At 69.5% G+C, this 24,027-nt stretch carries 24 protein-coding genes; 7 read left to right on the top strand and 17 right to left on the bottom strand.

The annotated features are described in order from the left end of the window. Window positions 1-43 precede the first annotated feature (43 nt). From surE to FHG71_RS04610, 3 genes are read left to right on the top strand one after another with little or no spacing between them, the layout of a single operon-like run. A complete protein-coding gene (gene surE / locus FHG71_RS04620; protein ID WP_139080448.1) occupies window positions 44-835 on the top strand; it encodes a 5'/3'-nucleotidase SurE in 792 nt (263 codons plus the stop codon). After that, on the top strand, window positions 832-1,479 hold the full coding sequence (locus FHG71_RS04615) for a protein-L-isoaspartate(D-aspartate) O-methyltransferase (protein ID WP_139080447.1): 648 nt from the start codon (window positions 832-834) through the stop codon (window positions 1,477-1,479). Before surE ends, FHG71_RS04615 begins: the two co-directional genes overlap by 4 nt. 55 nt (window positions 1,480-1,534) lie before the next feature. Then, window positions 1,535-2,743, top strand: coding sequence for a peptidoglycan DD-metalloendopeptidase family protein (locus FHG71_RS04610; RefSeq protein WP_139080446.1), 1,209 nt, complete (start codon window positions 1,535-1,537; stop codon window positions 2,741-2,743). Between the two features lie 65 nt (window positions 2,744-2,808). Here FHG71_RS04610 and FHG71_RS04605 read toward each other — a convergent pair whose 3' ends face one another. The 5 genes from FHG71_RS04605 to FHG71_RS04585 are packed head-to-tail and all read right to left on the bottom strand — an operon-like array spanning window position 2,809 to window position 5,709. Continuing rightward, window positions 2,809-3,666: an ATP-binding protein gene (locus FHG71_RS04605; protein ID WP_139080445.1), complete on the bottom strand. Its 858-nt coding sequence runs from the start codon at window positions 3,664-3,666 to the stop codon at window positions 2,809-2,811. Then, window positions 3,663-4,556, bottom strand: coding sequence for a twin-arginine translocase subunit TatC (tatC, locus tag FHG71_RS04600; RefSeq protein ID WP_139080444.1), 894 nt, complete (start codon window positions 4,554-4,556; stop codon window positions 3,663-3,665). Before tatC ends, FHG71_RS04605 begins: the two co-directional genes overlap by 4 nt. 2 nt (window positions 4,557-4,558) lie before the next feature. Continuing rightward, window positions 4,559-5,149 (bottom strand): Sec-independent protein translocase protein TatB, encoded by a 591-nt coding sequence (gene tatB / locus FHG71_RS04595; protein WP_139080443.1) that lies wholly within the window; start codon window positions 5,147-5,149, stop codon window positions 4,559-4,561. A 47-nt stretch (window positions 5,150-5,196) separates the two neighbouring features. Further along, the gene (locus FHG71_RS24200) at window positions 5,197-5,445 is read right to left on the bottom strand and encodes a twin-arginine translocase TatA/TatE family subunit (protein WP_246045340.1); all 249 of its coding nucleotides are present in this window, start codon (window positions 5,443-5,445) and stop codon (window positions 5,197-5,199) included. Between the two features lie 48 nt (window positions 5,446-5,493). Next, window positions 5,494-5,709, bottom strand: coding sequence for a twin-arginine translocase TatA/TatE family subunit (locus FHG71_RS04585; protein ID WP_139080442.1), 216 nt, complete (start codon window positions 5,707-5,709; stop codon window positions 5,494-5,496). A gap of 131 nt (window positions 5,710-5,840) precedes the next feature. Here FHG71_RS04585 and FHG71_RS04580 point away from each other — a divergent pair, with 131 nt between their 5' ends. Then, window positions 5,841-6,512, top strand: a complete 672-nt coding sequence (locus tag FHG71_RS04580) for a helix-turn-helix transcriptional regulator (protein ID WP_139080441.1) — start codon at window positions 5,841-5,843, stop codon at window positions 6,510-6,512. Here FHG71_RS04580 and FHG71_RS04575 read toward each other — a convergent pair. The 3 genes from FHG71_RS04575 to FHG71_RS04565 form a co-directional block, all read right to left on the bottom strand. After that, window positions 6,494-7,579, bottom strand: coding sequence for an ABC transporter ATP-binding protein (locus tag FHG71_RS04575; protein WP_425467324.1), 1,086 nt, complete (start codon window positions 7,577-7,579; stop codon window positions 6,494-6,496). The genes FHG71_RS04580 and FHG71_RS04575 overlap by 19 nt on opposite strands. A 62-nt stretch (window positions 7,580-7,641) precedes the next feature. Continuing rightward, complete coding sequence (locus tag FHG71_RS04570; protein WP_139080440.1) at window positions 7,642-8,421, bottom strand: SDR family oxidoreductase; 780 nt, start codon at window positions 8,419-8,421, stop codon at window positions 7,642-7,644. 25 nt (window positions 8,422-8,446) lie between these two features. Then, the gene (locus FHG71_RS04565; RefSeq protein ID WP_139080439.1) at window positions 8,447-9,151 is read right to left on the bottom strand and encodes a hypothetical protein; all 705 of its coding nucleotides are present in this window, start codon (window positions 9,149-9,151) and stop codon (window positions 8,447-8,449) included. A 161-nt stretch (window positions 9,152-9,312) separates the two neighbouring features. Here FHG71_RS04565 and FHG71_RS04560 point away from each other — a divergent pair, with 161 nt between their 5' ends. After that, a complete protein-coding gene (locus FHG71_RS04560) occupies window positions 9,313-10,914 on the top strand; it encodes a peptide chain release factor 3 (protein ID WP_139080438.1) in 1,602 nt (533 codons plus the stop codon). Window positions 10,915-11,848: 934 nt separating this feature from the next. On the opposite strand, the gene FHG71_RS04555 is transcribed toward FHG71_RS04560, so the two are convergent. Then, on the bottom strand, window positions 11,849-12,277 hold the full coding sequence (locus FHG71_RS04555; protein WP_139080437.1) for an OsmC family protein: 429 nt from the start codon (window positions 12,275-12,277) through the stop codon (window positions 11,849-11,851). A gap of 198 nt (window positions 12,278-12,475) precedes the next feature. Here FHG71_RS04555 and FHG71_RS04550 point away from each other — a divergent pair, with 198 nt between their 5' ends. Continuing rightward, window positions 12,476-13,948, top strand: a complete 1,473-nt coding sequence (locus FHG71_RS04550; protein WP_139080436.1) for a DEAD/DEAH box helicase — start codon at window positions 12,476-12,478, stop codon at window positions 13,946-13,948. After that, window positions 13,945-14,565 carry a hypothetical protein gene (locus FHG71_RS04545; RefSeq protein ID WP_139080435.1) on the top strand — a complete coding sequence of 207 codons (621 nt, stop codon included), beginning with the start codon at window positions 13,945-13,947 and terminating at the stop codon, window positions 14,563-14,565. The genes FHG71_RS04550 and FHG71_RS04545 overlap by 4 nt, the downstream gene beginning before the upstream one ends. A gap of 54 nt (window positions 14,566-14,619) precedes the next feature. On the opposite strand, the gene FHG71_RS04540 is transcribed toward FHG71_RS04545, so the two are convergent. Genes FHG71_RS04540 through FHG71_RS04505 form a run of 8 tightly spaced genes read right to left on the bottom strand, consistent with a single transcriptional unit; the run spans window position 14,620 to window position 24,026 of the window. Beyond that, entirely contained in the window at window positions 14,620-16,290 is a 1,671-nt protein-coding gene (locus FHG71_RS04540) for a ribonuclease J (RefSeq protein WP_139080434.1), read from the bottom strand. Window positions 16,291-16,321: 31 nt separating this feature from the next. Next, a complete protein-coding gene (locus tag FHG71_RS04535; RefSeq protein ID WP_139080433.1) occupies window positions 16,322-17,095 on the bottom strand; it encodes a type III pantothenate kinase in 774 nt (257 codons plus the stop codon). Further along, complete coding sequence (locus tag FHG71_RS04530; RefSeq protein WP_139080432.1) at window positions 17,095-17,856, bottom strand: biotin--[acetyl-CoA-carboxylase] ligase; 762 nt, start codon at window positions 17,854-17,856, stop codon at window positions 17,095-17,097. Before FHG71_RS04530 ends, FHG71_RS04535 begins: the two co-directional genes overlap by 1 nt. Then, the gene (gene nuoN, locus FHG71_RS04525; RefSeq protein ID WP_139080431.1) at window positions 17,846-19,276 is read right to left on the bottom strand and encodes an NADH-quinone oxidoreductase subunit NuoN; all 1,431 of its coding nucleotides are present in this window, start codon (window positions 19,274-19,276) and stop codon (window positions 17,846-17,848) included. The genes FHG71_RS04530 and nuoN overlap by 11 nt, the downstream gene beginning before the upstream one ends. Next, window positions 19,273-20,823 (bottom strand): NADH-quinone oxidoreductase subunit M, encoded by a 1,551-nt coding sequence (locus FHG71_RS04520; protein ID WP_176559287.1) that lies wholly within the window; start codon window positions 20,821-20,823, stop codon window positions 19,273-19,275. The genes nuoN and FHG71_RS04520 overlap by 4 nt, the downstream gene beginning before the upstream one ends. Next, complete coding sequence (nuoL, locus tag FHG71_RS04515; RefSeq protein ID WP_139080430.1) at window positions 20,823-23,087, bottom strand: NADH-quinone oxidoreductase subunit L; 2,265 nt, start codon at window positions 23,085-23,087, stop codon at window positions 20,823-20,825. Before nuoL ends, FHG71_RS04520 begins: the two co-directional genes overlap by 1 nt. Window positions 23,088-23,091: 4 nt before the next feature. Further along, window positions 23,092-23,397: an NADH-quinone oxidoreductase subunit NuoK gene (gene nuoK, locus FHG71_RS04510; protein WP_139080429.1), complete on the bottom strand. Its 306-nt coding sequence runs from the start codon at window positions 23,395-23,397 to the stop codon at window positions 23,092-23,094. Beyond that, complete coding sequence (locus FHG71_RS04505; protein ID WP_139080428.1) at window positions 23,394-24,026, bottom strand: NADH-quinone oxidoreductase subunit J; 633 nt, start codon at window positions 24,024-24,026, stop codon at window positions 23,394-23,396. The genes nuoK and FHG71_RS04505 overlap by 4 nt, the downstream gene beginning before the upstream one ends. Between the last annotated feature and the right edge of the window lies 1 nt (window position 24,027).

Below are 24,027 nucleotides of genomic sequence, written 5' to 3'. Positions count from 1 at the left end.
GCCCGCCGCCTTCCGTAGGAAAGGCGGGCACAACGGGGACGTCATGCGCATTCTCATCACCAACGACGACGGCATCAACGCCCCCGGGCTCGAGATCCTGCACGCCATCGCCACCGAGATCGCCGGAAGCGAGGGCGAGGTCTGGACCGTCGCCCCGGCCTTCGAGCAGTCGGGCGTCGCCCACTGCATCAGCTACACCCATCCCACGATGATCGTGAAGCTGGCCGAGCGCCGCTTCGCCGCCGAAGGCTCGCCCGCCGACTGCGTTCTGGCGGGCCTCCACGACGTGCTGGTGGACGCCCGGCCCGACCTCGTGCTCTCGGGCGTGAACCGGGGCAACAACGCGGGCGAGAACGCGATGTATTCCGGCACCCTGGGCGGCGCCATGGAGGCCGCGCTCCAGGGCCTGCCCGCCATCGCGCTGTCGCAGTTCATGGGCCCCCGCACGGCCGCGCTCGACAACCCCTTCGACTGCGCCGCCCGCCACGGAACCCGCGTCGTGCGCACGCTCCTCGACAAGGCGATCTGGGACCAGGGCCCCTACCGGCTCTTCTACAACGTGAACTTCCCACCCGTCTCTGGCGACGACTGCGCGGGGCTGGCCGTCACCCGGCAGGGCTTCCGCCGCCGCGCCGTCCACGCGGTCGAGCCCCACGTCTCGCCCTCGGGCCGGCGCTTCCTCTGGGTGCGCGGCGGCCCCCAGGACGAGCGCACGGGCCCCGGCACGGACGTGGAGGCCAACATGGACGGCTTCATCTCCGTCCAGCCCTGCCGGGCAGACCTCACGGCCCATGACGCGCTCCCGGCGCTGGAACGCGCCCTGGCCGGGGCATGACCGACGAAGGGGCCGAACGCACGATGCAGCTCCTCTATGCGCTGCGCAGCGCGGGCGTGACCGACCCGCGCGTGCTCACCGCCATGGAGCGCATCCCGCGCGGCCACTTCATCCACGGCATCTTCAAGGACCGCGCACACGAGGACGTGCCGCTGCCCATCCCCTGCGGCCAGACGATCAGCCAGCCCTCCGTCGTGGGCTTGATGACGCAGGCGCTCCAGGTCGGCCCCCGCGACAAGGTGCTCGAGGTCGGCACCGGATCGGGCTATCAGGCCGCGATCCTCGCCCTGCTCGCCCGGCGCGTCTACACCGTGGACCGCCACCGCGACCTCGTGCTCCAGGCGCGCGAGATCCTCGAGTCGCTGGGGCTCCACAACATCACGACGCTGGTCGCCGACGGCAGCCACGGCCTGGCCGAGCAGGCCCCCTTCGACCGCATACTCGTGACCGCCGCGGCCGAGGACCCGCCCTCGCCCCTCTTGGCCCAGTTGCGCATCGGTGGCATCATGGTCCTGCCGGTCGGCCAGAGCGACACGGTCCAAAGCCTGATCCGCGTGACGCGCACGGGCGAAAAGGGCTTCGACTACGACGAACTGCGCCCCGTCCGCTTCGTCCCCCTTCTGCCGGGGCTCGGGACGGATTAAGGGAGCGCCAAGGGGCCCGCGAACGGGCCCGAGGCGGGATGAGAGGGCAGCTACCATGTCGATCCGATTCCATGGCACCCGCCGCGCGGCCTGCGCGGCTCTGGCCCTGGGCGCGCTTTCGGCCTGCGGAGGTCCCATCGACACGGACATGCGCAGCCTGGGCGACGGCTTCTCGACCACCGACGCCGCGCTCAACGCCATGGAGCGGCCTGCCCCCGACTCGCGCGGCGTGATCTCCTATCCGACCTACCAGGTCGCCGTGGCCCGGCAGGGCGACACCGTGGGCACGCTCGCCGGCCGCCTCGGCCTGAGCGCCGAGGAGCTCGCCGCCTTCAACGGCCTGGCGCCCGACGCTCCCCTGCGGGCCGAGGAACTGGTCGCCCTCCCCGCGCCCGTGGCCGCCCCCGGCACACCTATGGCTCCCGCCGCGCCCTCGACCGACCTCGTGAGCGTCGCCTCCGCCGCCATCGACCGGGCGGGCCCCGTGTCCACCACGCCGCTCGCCCCGGTGACGCCCGCGGCCGTTGCCCCCCCGGCGCCGACCGCCAGCGCGCCCGCGGCGCCGTCCACGGGCGTGCCCTCGGGCGTGGAGCCCATCCGCCACCCGGTCGCCCGCGGCGAGACCGCCTACTCGATCGCCCGCCTCTACGGCGTGCCCGTCCGCACCATCGCCGAATGGAACGGCCTGGGCCCCGACCTCGCCGTGCGCGAGGGGCAGCAGCTCCTCGTGCCGCCCGTCCCCGCCGCCGCGCCCGGCCCGAACGTCGTCGCCGCGCCCGGTGTGGGCAGCCCCACCCCTGTGCCGCCCAGCGCGAGCGAGCCCCTCCCCGACGAGGAGCCCCCAGCGCCCGCCGCCGAGCCCGAGCCTGCCCCCGTGCCCCAGGACCTGGGCGCACAGCAGACCGAGACGGCGAGCGCGCAGCTCGTCATGCCCGCCACGGGCTCGATCATCCGCGATTACGCGCCCGGCCGGAACGAGGGCATCGACATCGGCGCGCCGGCCGGGACCGAGGTGCGCGCCGCCGACGCGGGCACCGTGGCGGCGATCACCACCAACACCGAGGGCATCCAGATCGTCGTCATCCGGCACGCGAACGACCTGCTGACGGTCTACACGCATGTCGACAGCCTGACCGTGGCCAAGGACGACCGCGTGTCGCGCGGCCAGCCCATCGGCGCAATCCGCGCCGGCGACCCGAGCTTCCTGCATTTCGAGGTCCGGCGCGGCATGGCCAGCCAGGACCCGAGCGCCTTCCTGCCGTAGGGCGCCCGGAACGGCAAAGGGCGGGCCACGGCCCACCCCCTGATCCTTCGCGCCAATCCGCCGCGTCAGCCGAGTTGCACCCCACGCCGCCCGGCGAGGTCGGTCACGTACTGCCACGCGACCCGCCCCGATCGCGACCCGCGCGTGGCTTGCCACTCGATCGCCTCGGCCCGCAGCGTCGCATCGTCGATTGCGATCCCATAGGCCTCGCAGTAGCCCCGGATCATGCCGAGGTACTCGTCCTGCGAGCAGGGGTGGAAGCCCAGCCACAGGCCGAAGCGGTCCGACAGCGAGACCTTCTCCTCCACCGCCTCGGAGGGCGTGATGGCGCTCGACCGCTCGTTCTCGATCATGTCGCGCGGCATCAGGTGGCGCCGGTTCGACGTGGCATAAAGCACCACGTTCTCGGGCCGCCCCTCGATGCCGCCGTCCAGCACCGCCTTGAGCGACTTGTAGTGCGCGTCGTCGTGGCTGAAGGACAGGTCGTCGCAGAACAGGATGAAGCGCCCCGGCGCCCCGCGCAGGAGGCCGAGGCAGCGCCCGATCGTGGGCAGGTCCTCGCGGCTGACCTCCACGATCTTGAGCCCCGGCGACTCGGCCTCGACGGCGGCGTGCACGGCCTTGACGAGGCTCGACTTCCCCATGCCCCGCGCGCCCCAGAGAAGCGCGTTGTTGGCCGGGAACCCCCGGGCGAAGGCGCGGGTGTTCGCAAGAAGCGTGTCGCGGGCCCGGTCCACGCCCTGCAGGAGCGACAGGTCTACGCGGCTCACCCGCGGCACGAGCGCCAGCCGGTCGGGATCGGCGTGCCAGGCAAAGGCCAAGCCCCGGAAGTCGGGGATCGGCGTCGAGGGGGGCGCGAGGCGCTCCAGCGCCTCGGCGATGCGGCGGAGATGGTCGTTCCCCGCCGGACTATCGAAGCTCACGCCTTTTCCTCCGCGTCGCCGTCGCCATAGAGCGTCTCGTTCGGACCCAGCAGCCCCTCGGCGCGCATCTGCGCCTCGACCTTCCTCTCGTGCCGCCGCATGAGCAGGATGGACACCTCGTAAAGGGGGTAGACCGCGCAGAACAGGATGATCTGGCTCATCATGTCGGGGGGGGTGGCCACCGCCGCGAGGATCAGGATCGCCACGACGGCGTACTTCCGCGTCCGCACCAGGGCGTTCGAGCTGATGATCCCCGCCCGCCCCATGAGCGTGAGCAGCACCGGAAGCTGGAAGCACAGTCCGAAGGCCACGATGAAGGACATCGTCAGCGACAGGTACATCTGCGCCGAGCCCTGGAACACCATGGCCGCCGAGCCCTCGCCCTCCGCCACCACGCCGTCGCTCACCAGGGCGCCCACGTCCTGGAAGGTCAGGAAGAAGCTGAACGCCATGGGCGTGACGACGTAATAGGCGAAGGCCGCGCCCAGGAAGAACATGAAGGGCGAGGCCACGAGGAACGGCAGGAAGGCCGCCTTCTCGGACCTGTAGAGTCCGGGCGCCACGAAGCGCCACATCTGGTAGCTGATGACCGGGAAGGACAGCACCAGCCCCGCCATCACCGAGATGGAGAAGGCCAGGAAGAAGCCCTCCTGCAGGCTCAGGAACACCAGCGCGCAGTCCTGCCCGCGCGAGTTCAGCGCCTCGCAGAGCGGCACCGTCAGGAAGTCGTAGATCGGCTCCCAGACGAAGAAGCACAGGATCATCGCCACCGTGAAGGCAAGCAGCGACCAGATCAGCCGGTTCCGCAGCTCGGCCAGATGCTCGATCAGCGGGGCCGAGGATTCGTCGATCTCGTCCACGGCGGGGGCGGGCTTGAGGGGTGGGGTCATGGTCATGCCGTCCCGTCCGGGTTGGGCGTGGGCGGCAGGTCGCCAGAGGCCGCGGCCGGCGCCACGGCCACAGGGGTAGCCACCGGCGACGTGGCGGCTTGCCGAGCGGCCGCCGCCGCGAGCCGTTCCTCACGCTCCCTGGCGCGCTGCGCCGCCACGCCCATGGTGGCCGCACCATGCACCGCCGCCGCGCTGCCTGGCGCGGTGCTGCCGGGCGCGGTGTCGACGGCCCCCGTCACGGCGCTGGCGACCGGCGCCCCGGGGGTGATCGGCGCGCCCGGATCGAGCGGCGTCCCGGCCGTCGGCACCTTGGCCGTAGCCGCCGTCGCCGGCTTGCCCGTGGCCGCGTCGCGCAGGGCGCTGGTCCCGAACTTCACGGGGTTCGCCGCGGCCCGGATGGTGCGGTCGATCTCCTTCATGCCGCTCTCGTCGGCGGCGGCCTCCATCGCGCGGCTGAACTCGCGCGCGATGCCACGCGCCTTGCCCATGAACACGCCGACCTGCCGGAACAGGTTCGGGAGCTCCTTGGGCCCGACGACGATGAGGGCCACGACGCCGATGAGCAGCATCTCCGACCAGCCGAGGTCGAACATGGGCCTATGCCTCCTGGGTCACGCCCCCCGAAGGGGGCCGGGGATCGTCAGACGCGGTCGCGCTCGGGCGTCACGGTGGTGACCGTGGGCTCCGAGGTCACGGTGGTCACGGGCGTGACCGGGGTCGAGGCATTCGCGTCCTCGATCTCCTTGCGGCCGTCGTCCATCCCCTTCTTGAAGGCGGTGATGCCCTTGCCGACCTCGCCCATCATGGACGAGATCTTGCCGCGCCCGAAGAGCACGAGCACGACGACGGCGATCAGCAGAAGGCCGGGAAGGCCGATGTTGTTGAGCATGGGAGTCTATCCTCTCTGGCGTGGATATCGATCCGGGCCGCGGGCGGCTCAGGCGCCCGCGCGCTTCTCGGCGGGGGTCACGTCGCGGGCCGCCGTCACCCTGGCGTCCTCGACCTCCTTCTGGCCGTCGTCGATGCCCTTCTTGAAGGCGGTGATGCCCTTGCCGACCTCGCCCATCAGCGAGGACACCTTGCCCCGGCCGAACAGCACGAGCACGACGACGGCGATGAGAAGCAGGCCGGGCAGGCCGATGTTGTTGAGCATGTCGGATACTCCGGCGGAGGGTTCGCGTTGCCCCGTTCTACGCCAGAACATCCCCCGCCGGAACCGGCACGGGCTTGAGAACCGTCCGCCGCCGTCGCAATTTGTGACACGAACCTGTCAGTAGCCCTCCGATGCCCCCCCGGACCGACCGCCTCCTCGACCTCGTGCGCCTCCTCTCCGACGGCCGCCTCCACCGGGCCGAGGACCTCGCGCGCCGTCTCGGCGTGTCGCAGCGCACGATCTACCGCGACATGGACACGCTGATCGCGAGCGGCGTCCCCATCGCCGGAGAACGCGGCCTGGGCTACGCCGCCACCGCCGCCATCACCCTGCCGCCCCTGAACCTTTCGCTCCCCGAGCTGGAGGCCCTGCACCTCGGCCTCGCCGTGGTGGGCGAGGCGGGCGACGAGGAGCTCAAGGAGGCCGCCCGCACGCTGTCCGAGAAGATCGACGCGGTGCTGCCCGAGGACCGCTCGGCGCGTGGCGCGACCTTCGGCTTCGCCACCCATGCCTTCGCCGAGGCCTCGCGCGGCTTCCGCCACATGGCCCCGATCCGCGCCGCCATCCGCGCCCGCCAGAAGCTGCGGCTGCACCTCGCCGACGATCCCCTGCCCCGCCGCATCGTCCGGCCCCTGCGGCTCGACTACTGGGGCCGGGTTTGGACCGTCACCTGCTGGGACGAGACGACCCGGTCCTTCCAGCTCCTCCGCGTCGACCTGATCGCCGAGGTGACCGCCCTGCCCCAGCTCTTCGTGGACGAGCCCGGCCGCACGCTCGCCGACTATCAGGCCACCCTGGGCTGATGCGGGAAGACGAAGCAGCGGTCGCGCCGGAACATCAGCCAGAGCGGCGTCCCCGGCTTGGGCAGGAACACCCAGGGCACATGCGCCTTCAGGACCCGCCCGTCAAAGTCCATGCGGAATTCGACTAGGCTCTCCGACCCCATGAAGCGCGCCCGCTCCACCACGCCCCGTGCGGCCTCGCCGTGGGTAGGCGTGGACAGAGGCCCCTTGCCCGCCCGGTCGAAGTCGATCTTCAGGTGCTGCGGCCGGATGGCGATGTCCACCTCGGTCCCGTCCGGCACCCCCGGCACCAGGAAGGGTCCGAAGGGCGTCTCGGTCAGCGCGCCCTGCACCCGCCCCCGGATCACGTTCAGGTCGGAGAAGAACGCCGCCGCCGGCAGGTCCACGGGGTTGTTGTAGATCGTGTAGGGCGCGCCCGCCTGTACGATCCTCCCGTCGCGCATCAGCAGGATCTCGTCCGCCATCCGCATGGCCTCCGTGGGCTCGTGCGTGACCAGCAGCACCGCCGTCCCCTCGGCCTTCAGCACCTCCAGCGTCTCGTCGCGGATGTCGTCGCGCAGCCGGTCGTCGAGGCCCGAGAACGGCTCGTCCATCAGCATGATCCGGGGCCGGGGCGCGAGCGCCCGCGCCAGCGCCACCCGCTGCTGCTCGCCCCCCGACAGCTCGTGCGGATGCTTGGCCGCGTGCCGGCTCATGCCCACCCGCTCCAGAAGCTCGGCGATCCGCGCCCGCCGGTCAGGGGCGGCCTTCGCCAGCCCGAAGCCCACGTTCTGCTCGACCGTGAGATGCGGGAACAGCGCAAAGTCCTGGAACATGAGCCCGATGCCGCGCCGCTCCGGCGGCACGCGGGTCGTCCCCTCAACGATGGGCTGCCCGTCCACCCGGATCACGCCCTCGTCCGGCATGTCCACGCCCGCGATCAGGCGCAGCGTCGTGGACTTCCCGCAGCCCGAGGGTCCCAGAAGGCAGCTCACCTGCCCGGCCGCGATCGAAAGCGAGACGTCCGACACCACCTCGCGCCCGCCGAAGCGGCGCACGAGGCCCTGGATCTCGAGCCGCGGCTGCATGATCACCCATTCCCGACAGAAATCTTCGGGGTCCTATGCCGCCCACCGGGCGGGGGCAAGCCTCAGAGCGTCGCGTTCACCGCCCCGCCATCCAGCACGACGTTCTGCCCCACCACGTAGCCCGCATGGGCCGAGCAGAGGAAGGCGCACATCGCCCCGAACTCCTCCGGCGTGCCGTAGCGCCCCACCGGGATCGACGCCATCCGGCGCTTTCGGGCCTCCTCCATCGGGATGCCCTCGCGCTCCACCGTCGCCATGTCCAGCGCCTTGATGCGGTCGGTGTCGTGGCTGCCGGGCAGGAGGTTGTTGATGGTGACCCCGAAGGACGCCACCTGCCGCGAGACGCCGGCGACATAGCCCGTGAGCCCCGCCCGCGCGGTGTTCGACAGCCCCAGCGGCGGCAGGGGCGCCTTGACCGAGGTCGAGGTGATGTTGACCACCCGCCCCCAGCCCCGGTCGCACATCCCCGGCAGGATCGCCTGCATGAGCAGGATGGGCGTCAGCATGTTGGCCTCGATGGCGCGCTGGAAATCCTCGCGCGCCCAGTCGCGCCAGAGCCCCGGCGGCGGCCCCCCCGCGTTGGTCACGAGGATGTCGAGCCCGCCCGCCGCCTCCAGCACCCGGGCGCGCCCCTCGTCGGTCGTCACGTCCGCCGCGACGGTCGCGACCGTGACGCCGTGCGCCGCCCGGATCGCCTCGGCCGCCTCCTCCAGCGCCTCCGCCCCCCGCGCGTTCAGCACGAGGTCCACGCCCGCCGCCGCCAGCGCCTCGGCGCAGCCGCGCCCGAGCCCCTTGGAGGCTCCTGTCACCAGCGCCCGCCGTCCCTTGATGCCCAGGTCCATTCCGTCCCCTTGCTTCTCTGCCCGCCTAGATATCGTCCGGGTCCACGCCCTGAGCCGAACCGAAGTCGCCTCCGCAGTCGCCGTTGCACACCGAGCCCCCAACGGCTGCGCCCGTCCCCCCCGTCCCGGTGTCGGGGCCCGTTCCGCCCGGCGGCTCCAGGATGAAGGCGCCGTCCAGGCCTTGGCAGTCTCCCGCCGTGCAGGCGCGCCCGCCGACGAAACCGCCCGCGTGGCTGGCCCCCTCGCCCCCGAAGGAGCCCCAGATATCCGCCTCGACCCGGGTCGTCCGGTCATCGGGCCCCGTCACCGTGCCCCCGAGGTCGGCCACCAAGGTCGGATCGACATCCCCATCCGCCGTCCGGTCGAGCCGGCTGTCCGACAGCGCGAGGCTGCCCCCATAGCGTTCCTCGTCCGACGAGACGATGTTCGAGACACGGCCCGAGACGGGGTCCGAGGCGTCGCCGAAGTCGACCTCCATCTCCATGGCCCCGGCCAGCCGCGACCCGTCCTCGACGGTCACGGCCATGATACCTTCGTAGCGCGCCTTTCCCGAAACAGGCAGGTCCTCGCCGGGCACCGTGTCCATGGCCTTGATCTCGTCCGCCAGGGCCAGCGCCTCGTCCGCGAGGTCCTCGTAGCTGCGCAGCGGCTCGCCGCCCCCGCCGCTGCCGCCCGAGCACCCCGCCAGCAGGCACAGGAGCGCCACCGCGCCCCGACGTTTCGCCCTCATGTCGCCAACCCCTGATCCCTCGCGCCCGATCCGGGGCGCGTCCCGGCATCCTCCTCCGCCGGCCGACCCGGCGCAACGGGCCGCGCGCGGTCCCCGCGTCACCGTGGCCCAGGCGCCCCGGCGTTGCCCCAAGATCGCTTTGCCCCTATGTGGGCCGGGCCATGACCAACCGCGCCCCCCTCCCGCCCGAGATCGCCCGCCGCCGGACCTTTGCGATCATCTCGCACCCCGACGCCGGCAAGACCACGTTGACCGAGAAGTTCCTCCTCTTCGGGGGTGCCATCCAGATGGCCGGACAGGTGCGCGCCAAGGGCGAGGCGCGGCGCACCCGCTCCGACTTCATGCAGATGGAGAAGGAGCGCGGCATCTCCGTCTCGGCCTCCGCGATGTCCTTCGATTACGGCGGTTTCCGCTTCAACCTCGTGGACACGCCCGGTCACTCGGACTTCTCCGAGGACACCTACCGCACGCTCACCGCCGTGGACGCCGCCGTCATGGTCATCGACGGCGCGAAGGGCGTCGAGTCCCAGACCCGCAAGCTCTTCGAGGTCTGCCGCCTGCGCGACCTCCCCATCCTGACCTTCTGCAACAAGATGGACCGGGAATCCCGCGACACCTTCGAGATCATCTCCGAGATCCAGGAGAACCTCGCCATCGACGTGACGCCCGCCTCCTGGCCGATCGGCCAGGGCCGCGACTTCGTGGGCGCCTACGACATGCTCCACGACCGGCTGGAGCTGATGGACCGAGCCGACCGCAACCGCGTGGCCGAGACGGTCCAGATCAAGGGCCTCGACGACCCCGAGATCGAGAAGCACGTCCCCGCCGACCTCCTCGAAAAACTGCGCGAGGAGGTGGAGATGGCGCGCGGCCTCCTCCCCGCCTTCGACCGCCAGTCGATCCTCGAGGGCCATATGACCCCGATCTGGTTCGGCTCCGCGATCAACAGCTTCGGCGTCAAGGAACTCATGGACGGCATTGGCGAATACGGCCCCGAGCCCCAGCCCCAGCGCGCCGAGCCCCGCCAGATTGCCCCCGACGAGGAGGCCGTCGCGGGCTTCGTCTTCAAGGTCCAGGCCAACATGGACCCCAAGCACCGCGACCGCGTGGCCTTCGTCCGCCTCGCGTCGGGGCACTTCGAGCGCGGCATGAAGCTCCACCACGTCCGCGCCGGCAAGCCCATGTCGATCACCAACCCCGTCCTCTTCCTCGCCGCCGACCGCGAACTGGCCGAGGAAGCCTGGGCCGGCGACATCATCGGCATCCCCAACCACGGCCAGCTCCGCATTGGCGACACGCTGACGGAAGGAGAGCCCCTCCGCGCCACCGGCATCCCCTCCTTCGCGCCCGAGCTCCTCCAGACCGTGCGCGCCGGCGACCCGATGAAGGCCAAGCACCTCGAAAAGGCCCTCATGCAGTTCGCCGAGGAGGGTGCCGCCAAGGTCTTCAAGCCCATGATCGGCTCGGGCTTCATCGTGGGCGTCGTCGGCGCCCTCCAGTTCGAGGTGCTGGCCTCCCGCATCGAGCTCGAATACGGCCTTCCCGTCCGCTTCGAGGGCACGCAGTTCAACTCCGCCCGCTGGGTCAACGGCCCAAAGGACGCGGTCGAGGACCTCGTCGCCAAGAACAAGCAGCACATCGCCCACGACAACGACGGCGACGTGGTGTTCCTGACGCGCCTGCAATGGGACATCGACCGCGTGGTCCGCGACCACCCCGACGTGCGCCTGACCGCGACCAAGGAGATGATGGCGGCGGCGTGACCCGCCTCCAGAAGCCTGTCGTTCTGTTTACGGCCAACGACCCTGTCGAATTACCAGTACGGCTACCGAGCCTGACTGAGCCTCGCCCCCACTCGAAAGGCGAGGAGGGCATATTCCACGAACGTAGACTGCTGAGACTGCTTCTCAGGGACTTCCGATTGCCGATCGGCCTCTTTCCCCTGACCGCAATTCATTTTGACAGGCCTGATTTCAGGATCGTTAGCCAGCATGGGACGGTTGGGATAGAAGTCGCACGAGTGATACCACCCATGCTTGCCAAGGCGCATGATGCTGCCGAACGGTGCTGGCCGAATGACAAGCCTAACGGGAGGTTCTTCTTTCCGAGTGAACGGCGCTTGGTGGCGGTTCGACCATCCTTGGTCGGGACATGCTGAGCTTGCCGAAGCAGGTCAGACCTTGTGATCTGAGGCTCCCAGGAGACGACCTCACTGCAGGGCTCGGACCTTCTTCGGTTCCTATGAGGTGTTGCGCGAATCGGGGCAGGACCGTTCGGTGCTGTAGGAAACCGTTAACCCCTGCCCCGCAGAGTGGCCCTACATGACGGGGCCGCTGGCGGGACACAGACTCTCCCGCCCTCGGAAGGCACCCCCGTTCCGCTCTTTGCAGGTCCGTGGAAAAGCGCCTTCCGGACCACTGGGGACCCATCCCCCAGCCGCCGCGCGTCGTGGACGCGCCCCCTGCCCGCCCGGAGTGGCGTCCCGCGGGCAGCCTTCGGAGGCCGTCCCCTCATGCCCCCAGATGGCGGGAAACGCTCCGACCCTGCGCGCAATCGCGCAGTTCCGTCCCCTTCAACATTAGGGCCGCGTCCCCATATCGAGGGTATCCCAACCCGGAGACCCCCATGAAGAAGCTCCTGCTCAAGGCCGCCCTGAGATACGCGCTCAAGCGTCTCGCCCGCCGCCGCTGACCCCCGTCAGCCCAGCCGCGCCGCCATCGTGATGTCGGCGCCCTTGAGCACCTTCGACACCGGGCAGCCCGCCTTGGTCCGCTCGGCGATCTCCTGGAACTGCTCGGCGGTCATGCCCGGCACCGAGGCCACCACCTCCACATGAACGCGCGTGATGTCGGCGCCCTCGGCGCCCACGGTCAGCGTCACGGTGCTGCGGGCCTCGATGCTCTCCGCCTTGGTTCCGGACTGCTCGATGAAGGCGCTCATCTGCATGGCGAAGCAGCTCGCATGGGCCGCGCCGATCAGTTCCTCGGGGTTGGTGCCCTTCTCGTCGCCGAACCGCTTGGCAAAGCTGTAGGGCTGGTCCCTCAGCGAGCCGGTCTCGGTCGACAGCGTGCCCTGCCCGTCCCGCAGCCCACCCTGCCAGCGCGCCTCTCCATACTTCTGGATCATCGAAACCTCCTCTGTCCGCTGCGTCAGCTAGGTCACGATGCCGCACCCTCAAGTCCGGCACAGCCTTGACCTTTCGTCGTTTTCCTCGTAACGCCGGGGCGTTTATCAGGACACAGCCCCGGCAATCCGGCCGGGCCGGGCCGCGCGACAGGATGCGGCCACCCACGCCGCAACCCAAATTTTCCGTCAGGATAGCGTTTGACCCAATTCTCCGACCTCAATCTCGACCCCCGCGTGCTCCAGGCCCTGACCGACGCGGGCTACCAGACGCCCACGCCGATCCAGGCCGGCGCCATCCCGTCCGCGCTCGAAGGCCGCGACGTTTTGGGCATCGCCCAGACCGGCACCGGCAAGACGGCGAGCTTCGTGCTCCCCATGATCACGCGCCTCGCGCAGGGCCGCGCCCGCGCCCGGATGCCGCGCAGCCTCGTGCTCTGCCCCACGCGCGAGCTGGCCGCCCAGGTGGCCGAGAACTTCGACAAGTACACCAAGCACCTGAAGCTGACGAAGGCGCTGCTGATCGGCGGCGTGTCCTTCAAGGATCAGGACGCGCTGATCGACCGCGGCGTGGACGTGCTGATCGCCACCCCCGGCCGCCTGCTCGACCATTTCGAACGTGGCAAGCTGCTGCTGACGGGCGTGCAGATCATGGTCGTGGACGAGGCCGACCGGATGCTCGACATGGGCTTCATCCCGGACATCGAGCGGATCTTCTCGCTCACGCCCTTCACGCGGCAGACGCTGTTCTTCTCCGCCACCATGGCGCCCGAGATCGAGCGGATCACCAAGACCTTCCTGTCGAACCCCGCCAAGGTCGAGGTCGCCCGCGCCGCCACGACGGGCGAAAACATCGCCCAGGGGCTGGTCATGTTCAAGCCGACCCGCCGCGAGACCGAGGGCAGCGAGAAGCGGGCCGTCCTGCGCGCGCTCATCGACGCCGAAGGCGAGGCCTGCACCAACGCGATCATCTTCTGCAACCGCAAGATCGACGTCGACATCGTCGCCAAGTCGCTCAAGAAACACGGCTACAACGCCGAGGCGATCCACGGCGACCTCGACCAGTCGCAGCGGACCCGCACCTTGGAGGCGTTCCGTGACGGCAAGCTGCGGCTCCTGATCGCCTCCGACGTGGCCGCCCGCGGCCTCGACATCCCGGCCGTCAGCCACGTGTTCAACTTCGACGTGCCCTCGCACAGCGAGGACTACGTGCACCGCATCGGCCGGACGGGCCGTGCGGGCCGCTCGGGCAAGGCGCTGACGATCTGCGCCCCCAAGGACGAGAAGTATCTCTCGGCCATCGAGGCGCTGGTCCAGAAGGAGATCCCGCGCATCGAGAATCCGCTCAAGGACGCCCCCCCGCGCGAGATGCGCGAGGACCGGCCCCGGCGCGAGCGGACCGAGCGCAACGAGCGCCGCCCCCGCCGCGACCGCGAGGAACGGCGCGAGTCCCACGCGCCCGAACCCGTGGCTACCGTGGAGGAGACCGTACCGGTCGAGGAGGTTCGCGCCCCGCGCCCGGAGCGGGCGCCCCGGCCCGAGCGCAACCGGCCCGAGCGTGAGGTCGCCGAACGCCGCCCGCGCTCGGATGCCGCCGACGACCGGATCGTGGGCATGGGCGACGACGTCCCCGCCTTCATCCGCATGAGCTTCGCGGAGCGTCGCGCCGGGTGAGGCTCGCTCTCGCGCTCCTTCTCACGCTCCTCGGCGGGGCGGCGCAGGCCCAGAGCTGCGCCACCCGCGTCAACGCGCAGGAGCTCATCATCGTCCCCGAGGCCATGGGCGCTCCGTCCCCCGGCCTGCGGGAACGCTTGCGGATGTGGCCCTCGCGCACTTGGGACCGCGCCTGGGGCGAGCGGGTGGCCTGCGACAGTGCCGCCATCATCCATGTCCTCGGCACCACCATGCGGCTGGAAGAGACCGACGGCTACTGCCTGGCCGAGGACGACCACGAGGGCTGGCTGCTGGTCCCCGGTGTCCGGAACTACCGGGGTCGCTGCACGAAGACCGTTTGCGACCGGGTGAACGTGGTGGCCGATGGCGTGGAGACGCTGGGCTTGACCATGATGAGCCTCGCCACCGGACGGCGCATCGACAACGACGCCGAAGCGGTGACCGCCGTCGCCCACGGCACCGGCGCCGTGCTCGTCTCGGGGCAGGCCTCGGCCGTTGCCTCTTCGCTGGGCCCCTCGGCCGCCGCTCTGGGCAGCGCCCTTGCCGTCCCTGCCGCTGCCGGAGCCGCCGCCGTGACGGTCATCGGCGTCGGCGGCGCCTTCTACCTCTGCTCGTAAAGAAAAGGCGGGCCGAAGCCCGCCTCGGTCTGCAGCTAGGTTATCGGGCTGGCCTCAGGCCAGCCGGCTCACCACCACCGTCACCTCGGGCTTCTTGCCGATCTCGGCCTGAGAGGCCTGGCGCACGATGCGGATCATCTCCTTCTCGAGCCGCTCGTCGTCGCGCAGGGTCCGCTTCTCGGCCCGGCCGATGAACTGGCTCAGCTCCGCCTCCAGCACCTCCACGAGGTCGCTGTTGCCGCGCCCCTTGTGCGGCAGCCCCATGATCTCGCACCAGGGCTCGCCCAGCGGCTCGTCCTTCTCGTCCACGATCAGCGTGACGACGACATGCCCGTTCAGCGCCATCCGCATCCGGTCGCGGATGACCCCGTCCATGGCCCCGATCAGCACGCCGCCGTCCAGATAGGTCCGCCCCGTCTCGACGTATTCGGCCACCTTGGGCGCATTGCCCGACAGGTCGATCATCATGCCGTTCGTGGCGACGATGCCCTTCAGGCCCTTGGCCTCGCCCAGCTTCATGTGCTCGCGCAGGTGCCGATGCTCGCCATGCATGGGGATGAGGAACTGCGGCTTCACGAGGTCATGGAAGCGCTCCAGATCGGGGCGGTTCGCATGGCCCGAGACGTGGTAGCGCCCGCCCGCGTCGTCGATCACGTCCACGCCCTTTTCCGAGAGCTGGTTCATGATCCGCGCCACCGGGCGCTCGTTGCCCGGAATTGTCCGCGCCGAGAAGAGGAACGTGTCCCCCTCCTTGAGCGAGAGCCCCATGTAGCCTTGGCTCGCGAGTTGCGCCGAGGCCGCCCGCCGCTCGCCCTGCGAGCCGGTCACGAGCAGCAGCAGATTCTCGCGCGGAACTTGGCTCGCGTCCTCGGGCGAGACAACCTTCGGGAACTGCGTGAGAAGCCCGGTGTCGATGGCGGTCTCCACCATCCGCCGCATGGCCCGGCCCAGAAGGCAGACCGACCGCCCCGCCGCCATCGCCGCGTTCGCGAGCGTCTGGAGCCGCGCCACGTTCGAGGCGAAGGTGGTCGCCACGACCATCCCCTTGGCCTCGCGCAGCAGCGCCTCGATATTGTCCACGAGGCTCGCCTCGGAGCGCCCGGGGTTCGGCGAGAACACGTTCGTCGAGTCGCAGACCAGAGCCCGCACCCCGCCCTTGGCGATCTCCTCCCAGACGGCGGGCACGAAGGGCTCGCCGATCACCGGGTCGGGATCGGTCTTGAAATCGCCCGAATGGACGATCCGCCCCTGCGGCGTGTCGATCACCAGACCCGCGCTTTCCGGAATGGAATGGCTGATCGGCACGAAGCCCACGCGGAAGGGCCCCAGTTCCAGGACCTCGGGCCAGGCCTCCACGACCCGGAGCGCCGATTCCGGCGCTCCGCCCCGCTCGTCCAGCTTCAGCCGCGCGATGGCGGCGGTGAACTTGCGGGCGTAGATCGGAGCCCGCAGGCGGTCCCAGACGAGGCCCAGCGCGCCCACGTGGTCCTCGTGGGCATGGGTGACGACGATGCCTTCGATGCGGTCCCGCCGCGCCTCCAGCCAGGCCACGTCCGGCAGGATCAGGTCGATGCCCGGCGTGCCGTCCATGTCGCCGAAGGTGACGCCCAGGTCCACGACCAGCAGCCGCTCCCGGTCGGGCGGACCGTAGCCGTAGACATAAGCGTTCATGCCGATCTCGCCGGCGCCGCCCAGCGGCATGTAGATCAGGCGCTCCCCGCTCATGCGCGGGCCTCGGGGTTGGTCGTTGCGACGGTCATGCCGTCTCCTTGTTGAAGGCGTGGATCACGGTGAGCCCGTGGATGGTCAGGTCGTCCTCGACCCGGTCAAATAGGACGTCTCCCTGTCCGAACAGGGGGGCGAGCCCGCCGGTTCCGATGATCCGCATCGGCCGCTCCCGTTCGGCCTGGATGCGCTCGCAGATCCCGCGCACGAGTCCGACGTAGCCCCAGAAGATGCCCGACTGCATGCAGGCGACGGTGTTGGTGCCGATCACGCGTTGCGGCTTGGTCACGTCCACGTGCGGCAGCGCGGCGGCGGCCATGTGGAGGGCCTCCAGCGACAGGTTCACGCCGGGCGCGATCACGCCCCCCACATAGGCGCCGTCGTCGTCCACCACGTCGAAGGTGGTGGCGGTCCCGAAGTCCACCACGATCAGGTTGCCCCCGTGCCGGTCGAAGGCGCCGGCGGCGTTCACCAGCCGGTCGGGCCCGACCTGGGTCCCCTCGTCCACCCGTGGCGGGCAGGGAAGCCGGCACTCGGGCTTGCCCACGACCAGCGGCCGGCAGCCGAAGTAGCGGTCCGCGAGCACCCGAAGGTTGAACACCACCCGCGGCACGGTCGACGAGATGATGACCTCGTCCACCGCGGCCTCGACCTCGCGAAAGCGGATCAGCGAGGTGAGCCAGACATAGTATTCGTCCGCCGTCCGCCGCCAGTCGGTGGCCATGCGCCAGGTCCCGAGGAAGCGCGTGCCGTCCCAGAGCGCGAAGACGGTGTTGGTGTTGCCGCAATCGACCGCGAGCAGCATCAGAAATACACGTCCGCCGCCGGGATCAGCACCTCGCGCCCCTCGACCCGCAGGATCAGGTTGCCGGCCTGGTCCACCGTCTCGAAGACGCCCGTGATCTCGCGCGTGGCAGTGCGGGCGGTGACGATCTCGCCCAGGCGTGCGGCGTTGGCCAGCCAATCCTCTCGGATGCGCGGAAAGCCCCAGGTGCCAAGCTTGAGCTCCTGCGTCGCGAAATGCCCCGCCAGGACGTGCAGGAACTCCTCGGGCGCGACGACCTCGCCGCCCTCGCCCGCCAGCGACACCGGCGCGAACTCCGTGCGCAGGTCATGCGGAGCCTTGGACAGGTTCACGCCGATTCCGATGGACAGCCAATCCACCAGCGGCCCCGTGCTGGATGCGCTTTCCAGCAGGATGCCCGCCACCTTGCCGCCGTTCAGCAGCACGTCGTTCGGCCACTTCAGCGACAGCGCGCTGCGGTCGATGTAGAGCGCCAGCGACTCGAAGAGCGCGTTGGCGACCATGAAGGACCGGTTCGCCGCCTGGGCGGGCGTGCACCAGGGCTTGTAGACGAGCGTGGCGGCGAGGTTCCCGTCCCCGCCCAGCCAGGTCCGTCCCCGGCGCCCCTTCGCATTGCTCTGCCGGCGGGCCATGATCCAGGTCGGCCGGTCCAGCGCCGGGGCGCGTCGCCGCGCCTCGGCCATGGTGCTGTCCACCTCGTCCAGGACGACCAGGGCGTAGCCCTCGGGCCAGAGCCCGTGCGGAAGCGGCTCAGTTGACAAGGGTGGCCGCCGCCGCCGCCGCCAGGGGCTCGAGGCCGAAGAGGTTGAACACCCCCAGCACCATCACCGCCGCCGAGACCATCAGCACCGCCCAATGCGCGCCCGGCATCCGGCTGTCCAGCCGCTCCCCGTCCTCGCCGAAGTACATGAAGTAAACGATGCGCAGGTAGAAGAACGCCGAGATCGCCGAGGCCACCATTCCCGCGATGGCCAGCCAGGTGAGCCCGCCCTCGTAAGCCGCGCGCAGCACGTAGAACTTCGCGAAGAAGCCGATCATCGGCGGCACGCCCGCCATCGAGAACATCAGGATCAGCAGCGCAAAGGCCCGAAGCGGTTCGCGACGCGAATACATGTTGAGCGACCGGATGTCGGTGACCGGCTGGCCGTTCCGGTCCATCGACAGGATGAAGGCGAAGGTGCCGAAGTTCATGGCCACGTAGATCGCCATGTAGATCAGCATCGCCTGCACCCCGAAGGCCGTGGCCGAGGCCAGACCCATGAGCGCGAAGCCCATGTGCGAGATCGAGGAATAGGCCATGAGGCGCTTGATGTCTCGCTGCCCGATGGCCGCGATGGACCCGAGGAACATCGAGATGACCGCCAGGAATGCCACGATCTGCTGCCAGTCGCCCGCGACCATGCCGAAGGCGTCGTGGACCACGCGAGCCAGAAGACCCACGGCGGCAACCTTGGAGCCCGTGGCCAGGAACAGCGTCACCGGCGTGGGGGCGCCTTCGTAGACGTCGGGCGTCCACATGTGGAAGGGCGCGGCCGAGATCTTGAAGGCCAGCCCGGCCATGATGAACACCAGACCGAAAATCAGCCCCAGCGAGGCGCCGTCGCCCGTCGCCGCGAAGATGCCCGCGAAGTCGATCGTCCCGGCATAGCCGTAGGTCAGCGACGCGCCGTAAAGCAGGAGCCCCGAGGACAAGGCGCCCAGGACGAAGAACTTGAGCCCCGCCTCAGTCGAGCGCACGCTGTCGCGGCGGATCGAGGTCAGCACGTAGGCCGACAGCGCCTGCAGCTCGAGCCCCATGTAGAGGGTGAGCAGGTCCCCGGCCGAGACCATGATCATCATGCCCAGCGCGCAGAGCGCGATCAGGATCGGGTACTCGAAGCGCAGCGTGCCCGCGCGCGTCAGGTGGTCCTGGCTCAGGATCAGCGTCACCGCCGCGGCCGACAGGATCAGTACCTTGGCGAAGCGGGCGAAGCCGTCATCGACGAAGCTGCCGTTGAAGGCGACGTCGAGCCCGTCACGCGCCCCGATCCACCAGGCCAGCAGCGCCAGGACGGCGGCGGTCAGCCACAGCAGGATCGGCGTGGCGCGATCCTTGAGCGTGAAGACCCCGCCCAGGAGCGCCAGGATGGCATAGAGCGCGAGGTAGGTCTCGGGCCGGATCACATCGAAGTCGCCGGTCATTCCGCGGCCCCTTCCTCAACTTGCGCGACCTGGGTCTCCGCCCCGAAGGCCGCCTGGGCTTCCTGCACGGGGCGCAGCATCGCCTCGGCGGCGGGCCCCACGATGTCGGTCACGAGCGACGGATAGACGCCGAGCGCGATGGTCATGACCACGAGCGGCGCGAAGATCGCCCTCTCGCGCGCGGTCATGTCCTGGATGCCGCGCAGCGCCTTGTTCACTACCGGCCCCAGGACGACGCTGCGGTAGAGCCAGAGCGCGTAGGAGGCCGAGAGGATCACCCCCGTCGTGGCGATGGCGGCGACCCAGGTGTTGGCCTGGAAGGCGCCGGCGAGCGTCAGGAACTCGCCCACGAAGCCCGAGGTGCCCGGCAGGCCGACGTTGGCCATGGTGAACAGGAGGAAGATCGCGCCATAGGCCGGCATCAGGTTGGCGAGCCCGCCATAGGCCGCGATCTCGCGCGTGTGCATCCGGTCGTAGACCACCCCGACGATGAGGAAGAGCGCCCCCGAGATGAAGCCGTGGCTCAGCATCTGGAACACCGCGCCGTCCACGCCCTGCTGGTTGGCGGCGAAGATGCCCATGGTGACGAAGCCCATGTGCGCGACCGAGGAATAGGCCACGAGCTTCTTCATGTCGGTCTGCACCAGCGCCACGAGCGAGCCGTAGACGATGGCGATGGCCGAGATCCACAGGACGAAGTCGGCCATGACCTCCGAGCCCACCGGGAACATCGGGAGGGAGAAGCGCAGGAAGCCGTAGCCGCCCATCTTCAGCAGGATGGCCGCCAGCACCACCGAGCCCGCGGTCGGCGCCTGCACGTGGGCGTCGGGCAGCCAGGTGTGGACCGGCCACATCGGCATCTTCACCGCGAAGGAGGCGAAGAAGGCGATGAACAGCATGGTCTGGAGGCCGCCGACGACCGGGATGTTCAGGATCTGGAACGTCTCGGTCGAGAACTCATAACCCATGAGCGTCGGGATGTCCGTCGTGCCGGCCTGGCCGAACATGACGACCATGGCCACCAGCATGAAGACCGAGCCCAGGAAGGTGTAGAGGAAGAACTTGAAGGCCGCGTAGATGCGGTTCGCGCCGCCCCAGATCCCGATGATCAGGAACATCGGGATCAGCGAGGCCTCGAAGAACAGGTAGAAGAGCACGAGGTCGAGCGCCACGAACACGCCGATCATCAGCGTCTCGAGGACGAGGAAGGCGACCATGTACTCCCTCAGGCGGTGCTCCACCTCCCAGGCCGAGGCGATCACCAGCGGCATGAGGAAGGTGGTGAGCATCACGAACAGCACCGAGATGCCGTCCACGCCGAGCTTGTACTGGAGACCCAGCAGCCACTCGCGCTCCTCGACGAACTGGAAGCCGGGGTTCGAGGCATCGAACCCGCCCAGGACGAAGATCGAGGCGATGAAGGTGAGCACGGTGGTCGCGAAGGCGATCCAACGGATGTTCCGGCGCGCGGCCTCGTCGTCGCCGCGCAGCAGGAGCAGGGCGATCGCGCCGAGGGACGGCAGGAAGGTGACGAGCGAAAGAAGCATCACTCGGCTCCCCCGGTGATCGTGAACCAGGTCAGGAGGATGGCGATCCCGACGACCATGGTGAAGGCATAGTGGAAGACGTAGCCGGACTGGAACCGGCCCGCGAGGCGCGTGAAGGTCGGGATGACGCCCATGGCGACGCCGTTGATGGTGCCGTCGATGACCGTCCCGTCCCCCCGCCGCCAGAGGAAGCTGCCGAGCCACGCGGCCGGCCGCACGAAGACGGCGTCATAGATCTCGTCGAAGTACCACTTGTTGAGCAGGAACTCGTAGAGCGGCCGGTTGGTCGCGGCGATCCGGCCCGGCAGGTCCGGGCGGCGGATGTACATCACGTAGGCCAGCGCGGTGCCAATCAGCATCGCCAGGAACGGTGACAGTTTCACCAGGGCCGGCGAATGGTGCGCTGCGTCGAGCACGGCCTCGCTGGCTTGGTTCATGGCGATGGCGCCGCCCAGTCCGGGGACGAGCACATCGCTCTCCTCGGTCGGGGCTGCGGTGGCCTCCTCGGGCGCGGCCTCGCTGGCTTGGCCATCCTCGGCGGCGGCCTCCTCGGGCGTGGCGCCAGCTTCGGCATGGGCCTCGCCCTCGCTGTGGGCGTCTCCCGCGCGCGCCTCGGAGCCGTGCTCCTCGCCGTGCGGCATGTCGAAGAAGGCCGTCATGCGCTCATGGTCGCCGAAGAAGCTGTTGTGCCAGATCATCCCCGCGAACACGGCGCCCAGGGCGAGGACGCCCAAGGGGACGAGCATGACCGTCGGGCTCTCGTGCGGCACATGGTGATGGTCGTCGTGATGGTCGTGGCCATGCGGCGTGGCTTCGGTCCCCACGAGCGGGGCCGAGCCGGTGCCGTCGGCGGGCACGAAGGCGTGCGGGTCATGGGCATGGGACGCATGGCCCCAGCGCGGCTGGCCGAAGAAGGTCAGGAAGATCAGCCGCCAGGAATAGAAGGCGGTGAAGCAGGCCGCGATCACCAGCGCCCAGAAGGCGAAGCCGTTGCCCGAGGCCCAGGCCGTCTCGATGATCGCGTCCTTGGACAGGAAGCCCGCGAAGCCGATATAGGTGAGCGGGATGCCCACGCCGGTGATGGCCAGCGTCCCGATGACCATCGCCCAGTAGGTGTAGGGGATATAGGTGCGCAGGCCCCCGTAGTTGCGCATGTCCTGCTCGTGGTGGGTGGCGTGGATCACGCTCCCGGCGCCTAGGAACAGCATGGCCTTGAAGAAGGCGTGCGTGAACAGGTGGAACATGGCCGCGCCGTAGACGCCCGCGCCCGCGGCCACGAACATGTAGCCGAGTTGCGAGCAGGTCGAATAGGCGATCACGCGCTTGATGTCGTTCTGCACGAGGCCGACGGTCGCCGCGAAGAAGGCCGTCGAGGCGCCGACGTAAACGATGAAGTTCTTGGCGTAGGGCGCGACCTCGAAGACCGGCGACATGCGGCAGAGCAGGAACACGCCCGCCGTCACCATGGTCGCCGCGTGGATCAGCGCCGACACAGGCGTCGGCCCCTCCATCGCGTCCGGCAGCCAGGTGTGCAGGAAGAGCTGCGCCGATTTTCCCATCGCGCCAAAGAACAGGAGGAAGGCGACCAGCTCGGCGGCGTTGAAGGTGCTCCAGGCGAAGGAGACCTCGGTTTGCGCGAGTTCGCCCACGGCGGCGAAGATGTCGTCGAGCCGGATCGAGTCGACGAGGAAGTAGAGCGTGAAGATCCCGAGCAGGAAGGCGAAGTCGCCCACGCGGTTGACCACGAAGGCCTTGACCTGCGCCGCGTTCGCCGACGGCTTGCGGAAGTAGAAGCCGATCAGGAGGTAGGACGCGAGGCCAACCCCTTCCCAACCGAAGAAGAGCTGGAGCAGGTTGTCCGCCGTCACCAGCGTCAGCATCGCAAAGGTGAAGAGCGACAGGTAGCTGAAGAAGCGCGGCCGGTAGCTCTCGCCCTCGTGGAAGTTCTCGTCATGGGCCATGTAGCCCACCGAGTAGAGGTGCACGAGCGCCGAAACCGTGTTGATGACCACGAGCATGATCGCGGTCAGGCGGTCGAGCCGGATCGACCAGGCGGAGTCGAGCGTGCCGGACTGGATCCAGCGCATGATCTCGACATGCTGGGCCGGGCCGTCGACCGTGAAGAACACGATCCAGGACAGGAACGCGGCAAGGCCGAGCATCGCGGTGGCGAACCAGCAGGCGGCCTGCTCGCCCAGGAAACGCCAGCCGAAGCCGCAGACCAGGCTGCCGATGAGTGGCGCGAAGAGGATGATCGTGGTCACGGCGTCAGCCCTTCATGACGTTGACGTCTTCGACGTCGATCGTGCCGCGGTTGCGGAAGAAGCAGACCAGGATGGCGAGCCCGATGGCCGCCTCGGCCGCCGCGACCGTGAGCACGAAGAGCGTGAAGATCTGGCCCACCAGGTCGCCCGCGTAGGACGAGAAGGCCACGAAGTTGATGTTGACGGCGAGGAGGATGAGCTCGATCGACATCAGCAGGATGATGATGTTCTTCCGGTTCAGGAAGAGCCCGAAGACGCCCACCACGAAGAGCGCCGCCGAGACGGTGAGGTAGTGTTCGAGGCCGATCAACGGCGGGCTCCTTCGATGGGGGCGGCGAGGCCCTGCCCCGGCTTGATCTCGCGCAGCTCGATCGCCTTGGCCGGGTCGCGGAACATCTGGGCCAGCGCATCCTGGCGGCGCACGTCCTGGCGGTGGCGCAGCGTGAGCACGATGGCCCCGATCATGGCCACGAGCAGAATCAGCCCGGCGAGCTGGAACAGCAGGAAGTAGCGGTCATAGAGCAGCAGGCCGATGGCACGGGTGTTGTCGACCCCGACGATGGGCGCGGCGACCCGCGTGGCGGCGCCGGCATCCACTTCCCAGACGCCGAAGGCGATCGCGAGCTGCATCAGGATGATGAGCCCGATCAGCAGCGCGAGCGGCATGTAGCGCGCCATCTCGGCCTTGAGCTCGGCGAAGTCGACGTCGAGCATCATCACGACGAAGAGGAACAGCACCGCGACCGCGCCGACATAGACGATCACGAGCAGCATGGCGACGAACTCGGCGCCCAGCAGCACGAAGAGCCCGGCGGAGCTGAGGAAGGACAGGATGAGCCACAGGACCGAATGCACCGGGTTACGGCTCACCACGGTCATCAGGCCGCCCGTCAGGGTGGTTATGGCAAAGGCGTAGAAGGCGAGGGCGGCGGCGGTCATC

It is taken from the genome of Rubellimicrobium roseum, assembly GCF_006152145.1.
GTDB lineage: Bacteria > Pseudomonadota > Alphaproteobacteria > Rhodobacterales > Rhodobacteraceae > Rubellimicrobium > Rubellimicrobium roseum.
This window is presented reverse-complemented; position numbering and strand designations above follow the sequence as displayed.

Excerpts from the sequence above, each read along its gene's own strand:
- surE (WP_139080448.1), top strand. The coding sequence starts at position 44 with ATGCGCATTCTCATCACCAACGACGACGGCATCAACGCCCCCGGGCTC.
- FHG71_RS04615 (WP_139080447.1), top strand. The coding sequence starts at position 832 with ATGACCGACGAAGGGGCCGAACGCACGATGCAGCTCCTCTATGCGCTG.
- FHG71_RS04610 (WP_139080446.1), top strand. The coding sequence starts at position 1,535 with ATGTCGATCCGATTCCATGGCACCCGCCGCGCGGCCTGCGCGGCTCTG.
- tatC (WP_139080444.1), bottom strand. The coding sequence starts at position 4,556 with ATGACCCCACCCCTCAAGCCCGCCCCCGCCGTGGACGAGATCGACGAA.
- tatB (WP_139080443.1), bottom strand. The coding sequence starts at position 5,149 with ATGTTCGACCTCGGCTGGTCGGAGATGCTGCTCATCGGCGTCGTGGCC.
- FHG71_RS24200 (WP_246045340.1), bottom strand. The coding sequence starts at position 5,445 with ATGCTCAACAACATCGGCCTTCCCGGCCTTCTGCTGATCGCCGTCGTC.
- FHG71_RS04585 (WP_139080442.1), bottom strand. The coding sequence starts at position 5,709 with ATGCTCAACAACATCGGCCTGCCCGGCCTGCTTCTCATCGCCGTCGTC.
- FHG71_RS04580 (WP_139080441.1), top strand. The coding sequence starts at position 5,841 with ATGCCCCCCCGGACCGACCGCCTCCTCGACCTCGTGCGCCTCCTCTCC.
- FHG71_RS04575 (WP_425467324.1), bottom strand. The coding sequence starts at position 7,579 with ATGCAGCCGCGGCTCGAGATCCAGGGCCTCGTGCGCCGCTTCGGCGGG.
- FHG71_RS04570 (WP_139080440.1), bottom strand. The coding sequence starts at position 8,421 with ATGGACCTGGGCATCAAGGGACGGCGGGCGCTGGTGACAGGAGCCTCC.
- FHG71_RS04565 (WP_139080439.1), bottom strand. The coding sequence starts at position 9,151 with ATGAGGGCGAAACGTCGGGGCGCGGTGGCGCTCCTGTGCCTGCTGGCG.
- FHG71_RS04560 (WP_139080438.1), top strand. The coding sequence starts at position 9,313 with ATGACCAACCGCGCCCCCCTCCCGCCCGAGATCGCCCGCCGCCGGACC.
- FHG71_RS04555 (WP_139080437.1), bottom strand. The coding sequence starts at position 12,277 with ATGATCCAGAAGTATGGAGAGGCGCGCTGGCAGGGTGGGCTGCGGGAC.
- FHG71_RS04540 (WP_139080434.1), bottom strand. The coding sequence starts at position 16,290 with ATGAGCGGGGAGCGCCTGATCTACATGCCGCTGGGCGGCGCCGGCGAG.
- FHG71_RS04535 (WP_139080433.1), bottom strand. The coding sequence starts at position 17,095 with ATGCTGCTCGCGGTCGATTGCGGCAACACCAACACCGTCTTCGCGCTC.
- nuoN (WP_139080431.1), bottom strand. The coding sequence starts at position 19,276 with ATGACCGGCGACTTCGATGTGATCCGGCCCGAGACCTACCTCGCGCTC.
- FHG71_RS04520 (WP_176559287.1), bottom strand. The coding sequence starts at position 20,823 with ATGCTTCTTTCGCTCGTCACCTTCCTGCCGTCCCTCGGCGCGATCGCC.
- FHG71_RS04505 (WP_139080428.1), bottom strand. The coding sequence starts at position 24,026 with ATGACCGCCGCCGCCCTCGCCTTCTACGCCTTTGCCATAACCACCCTG.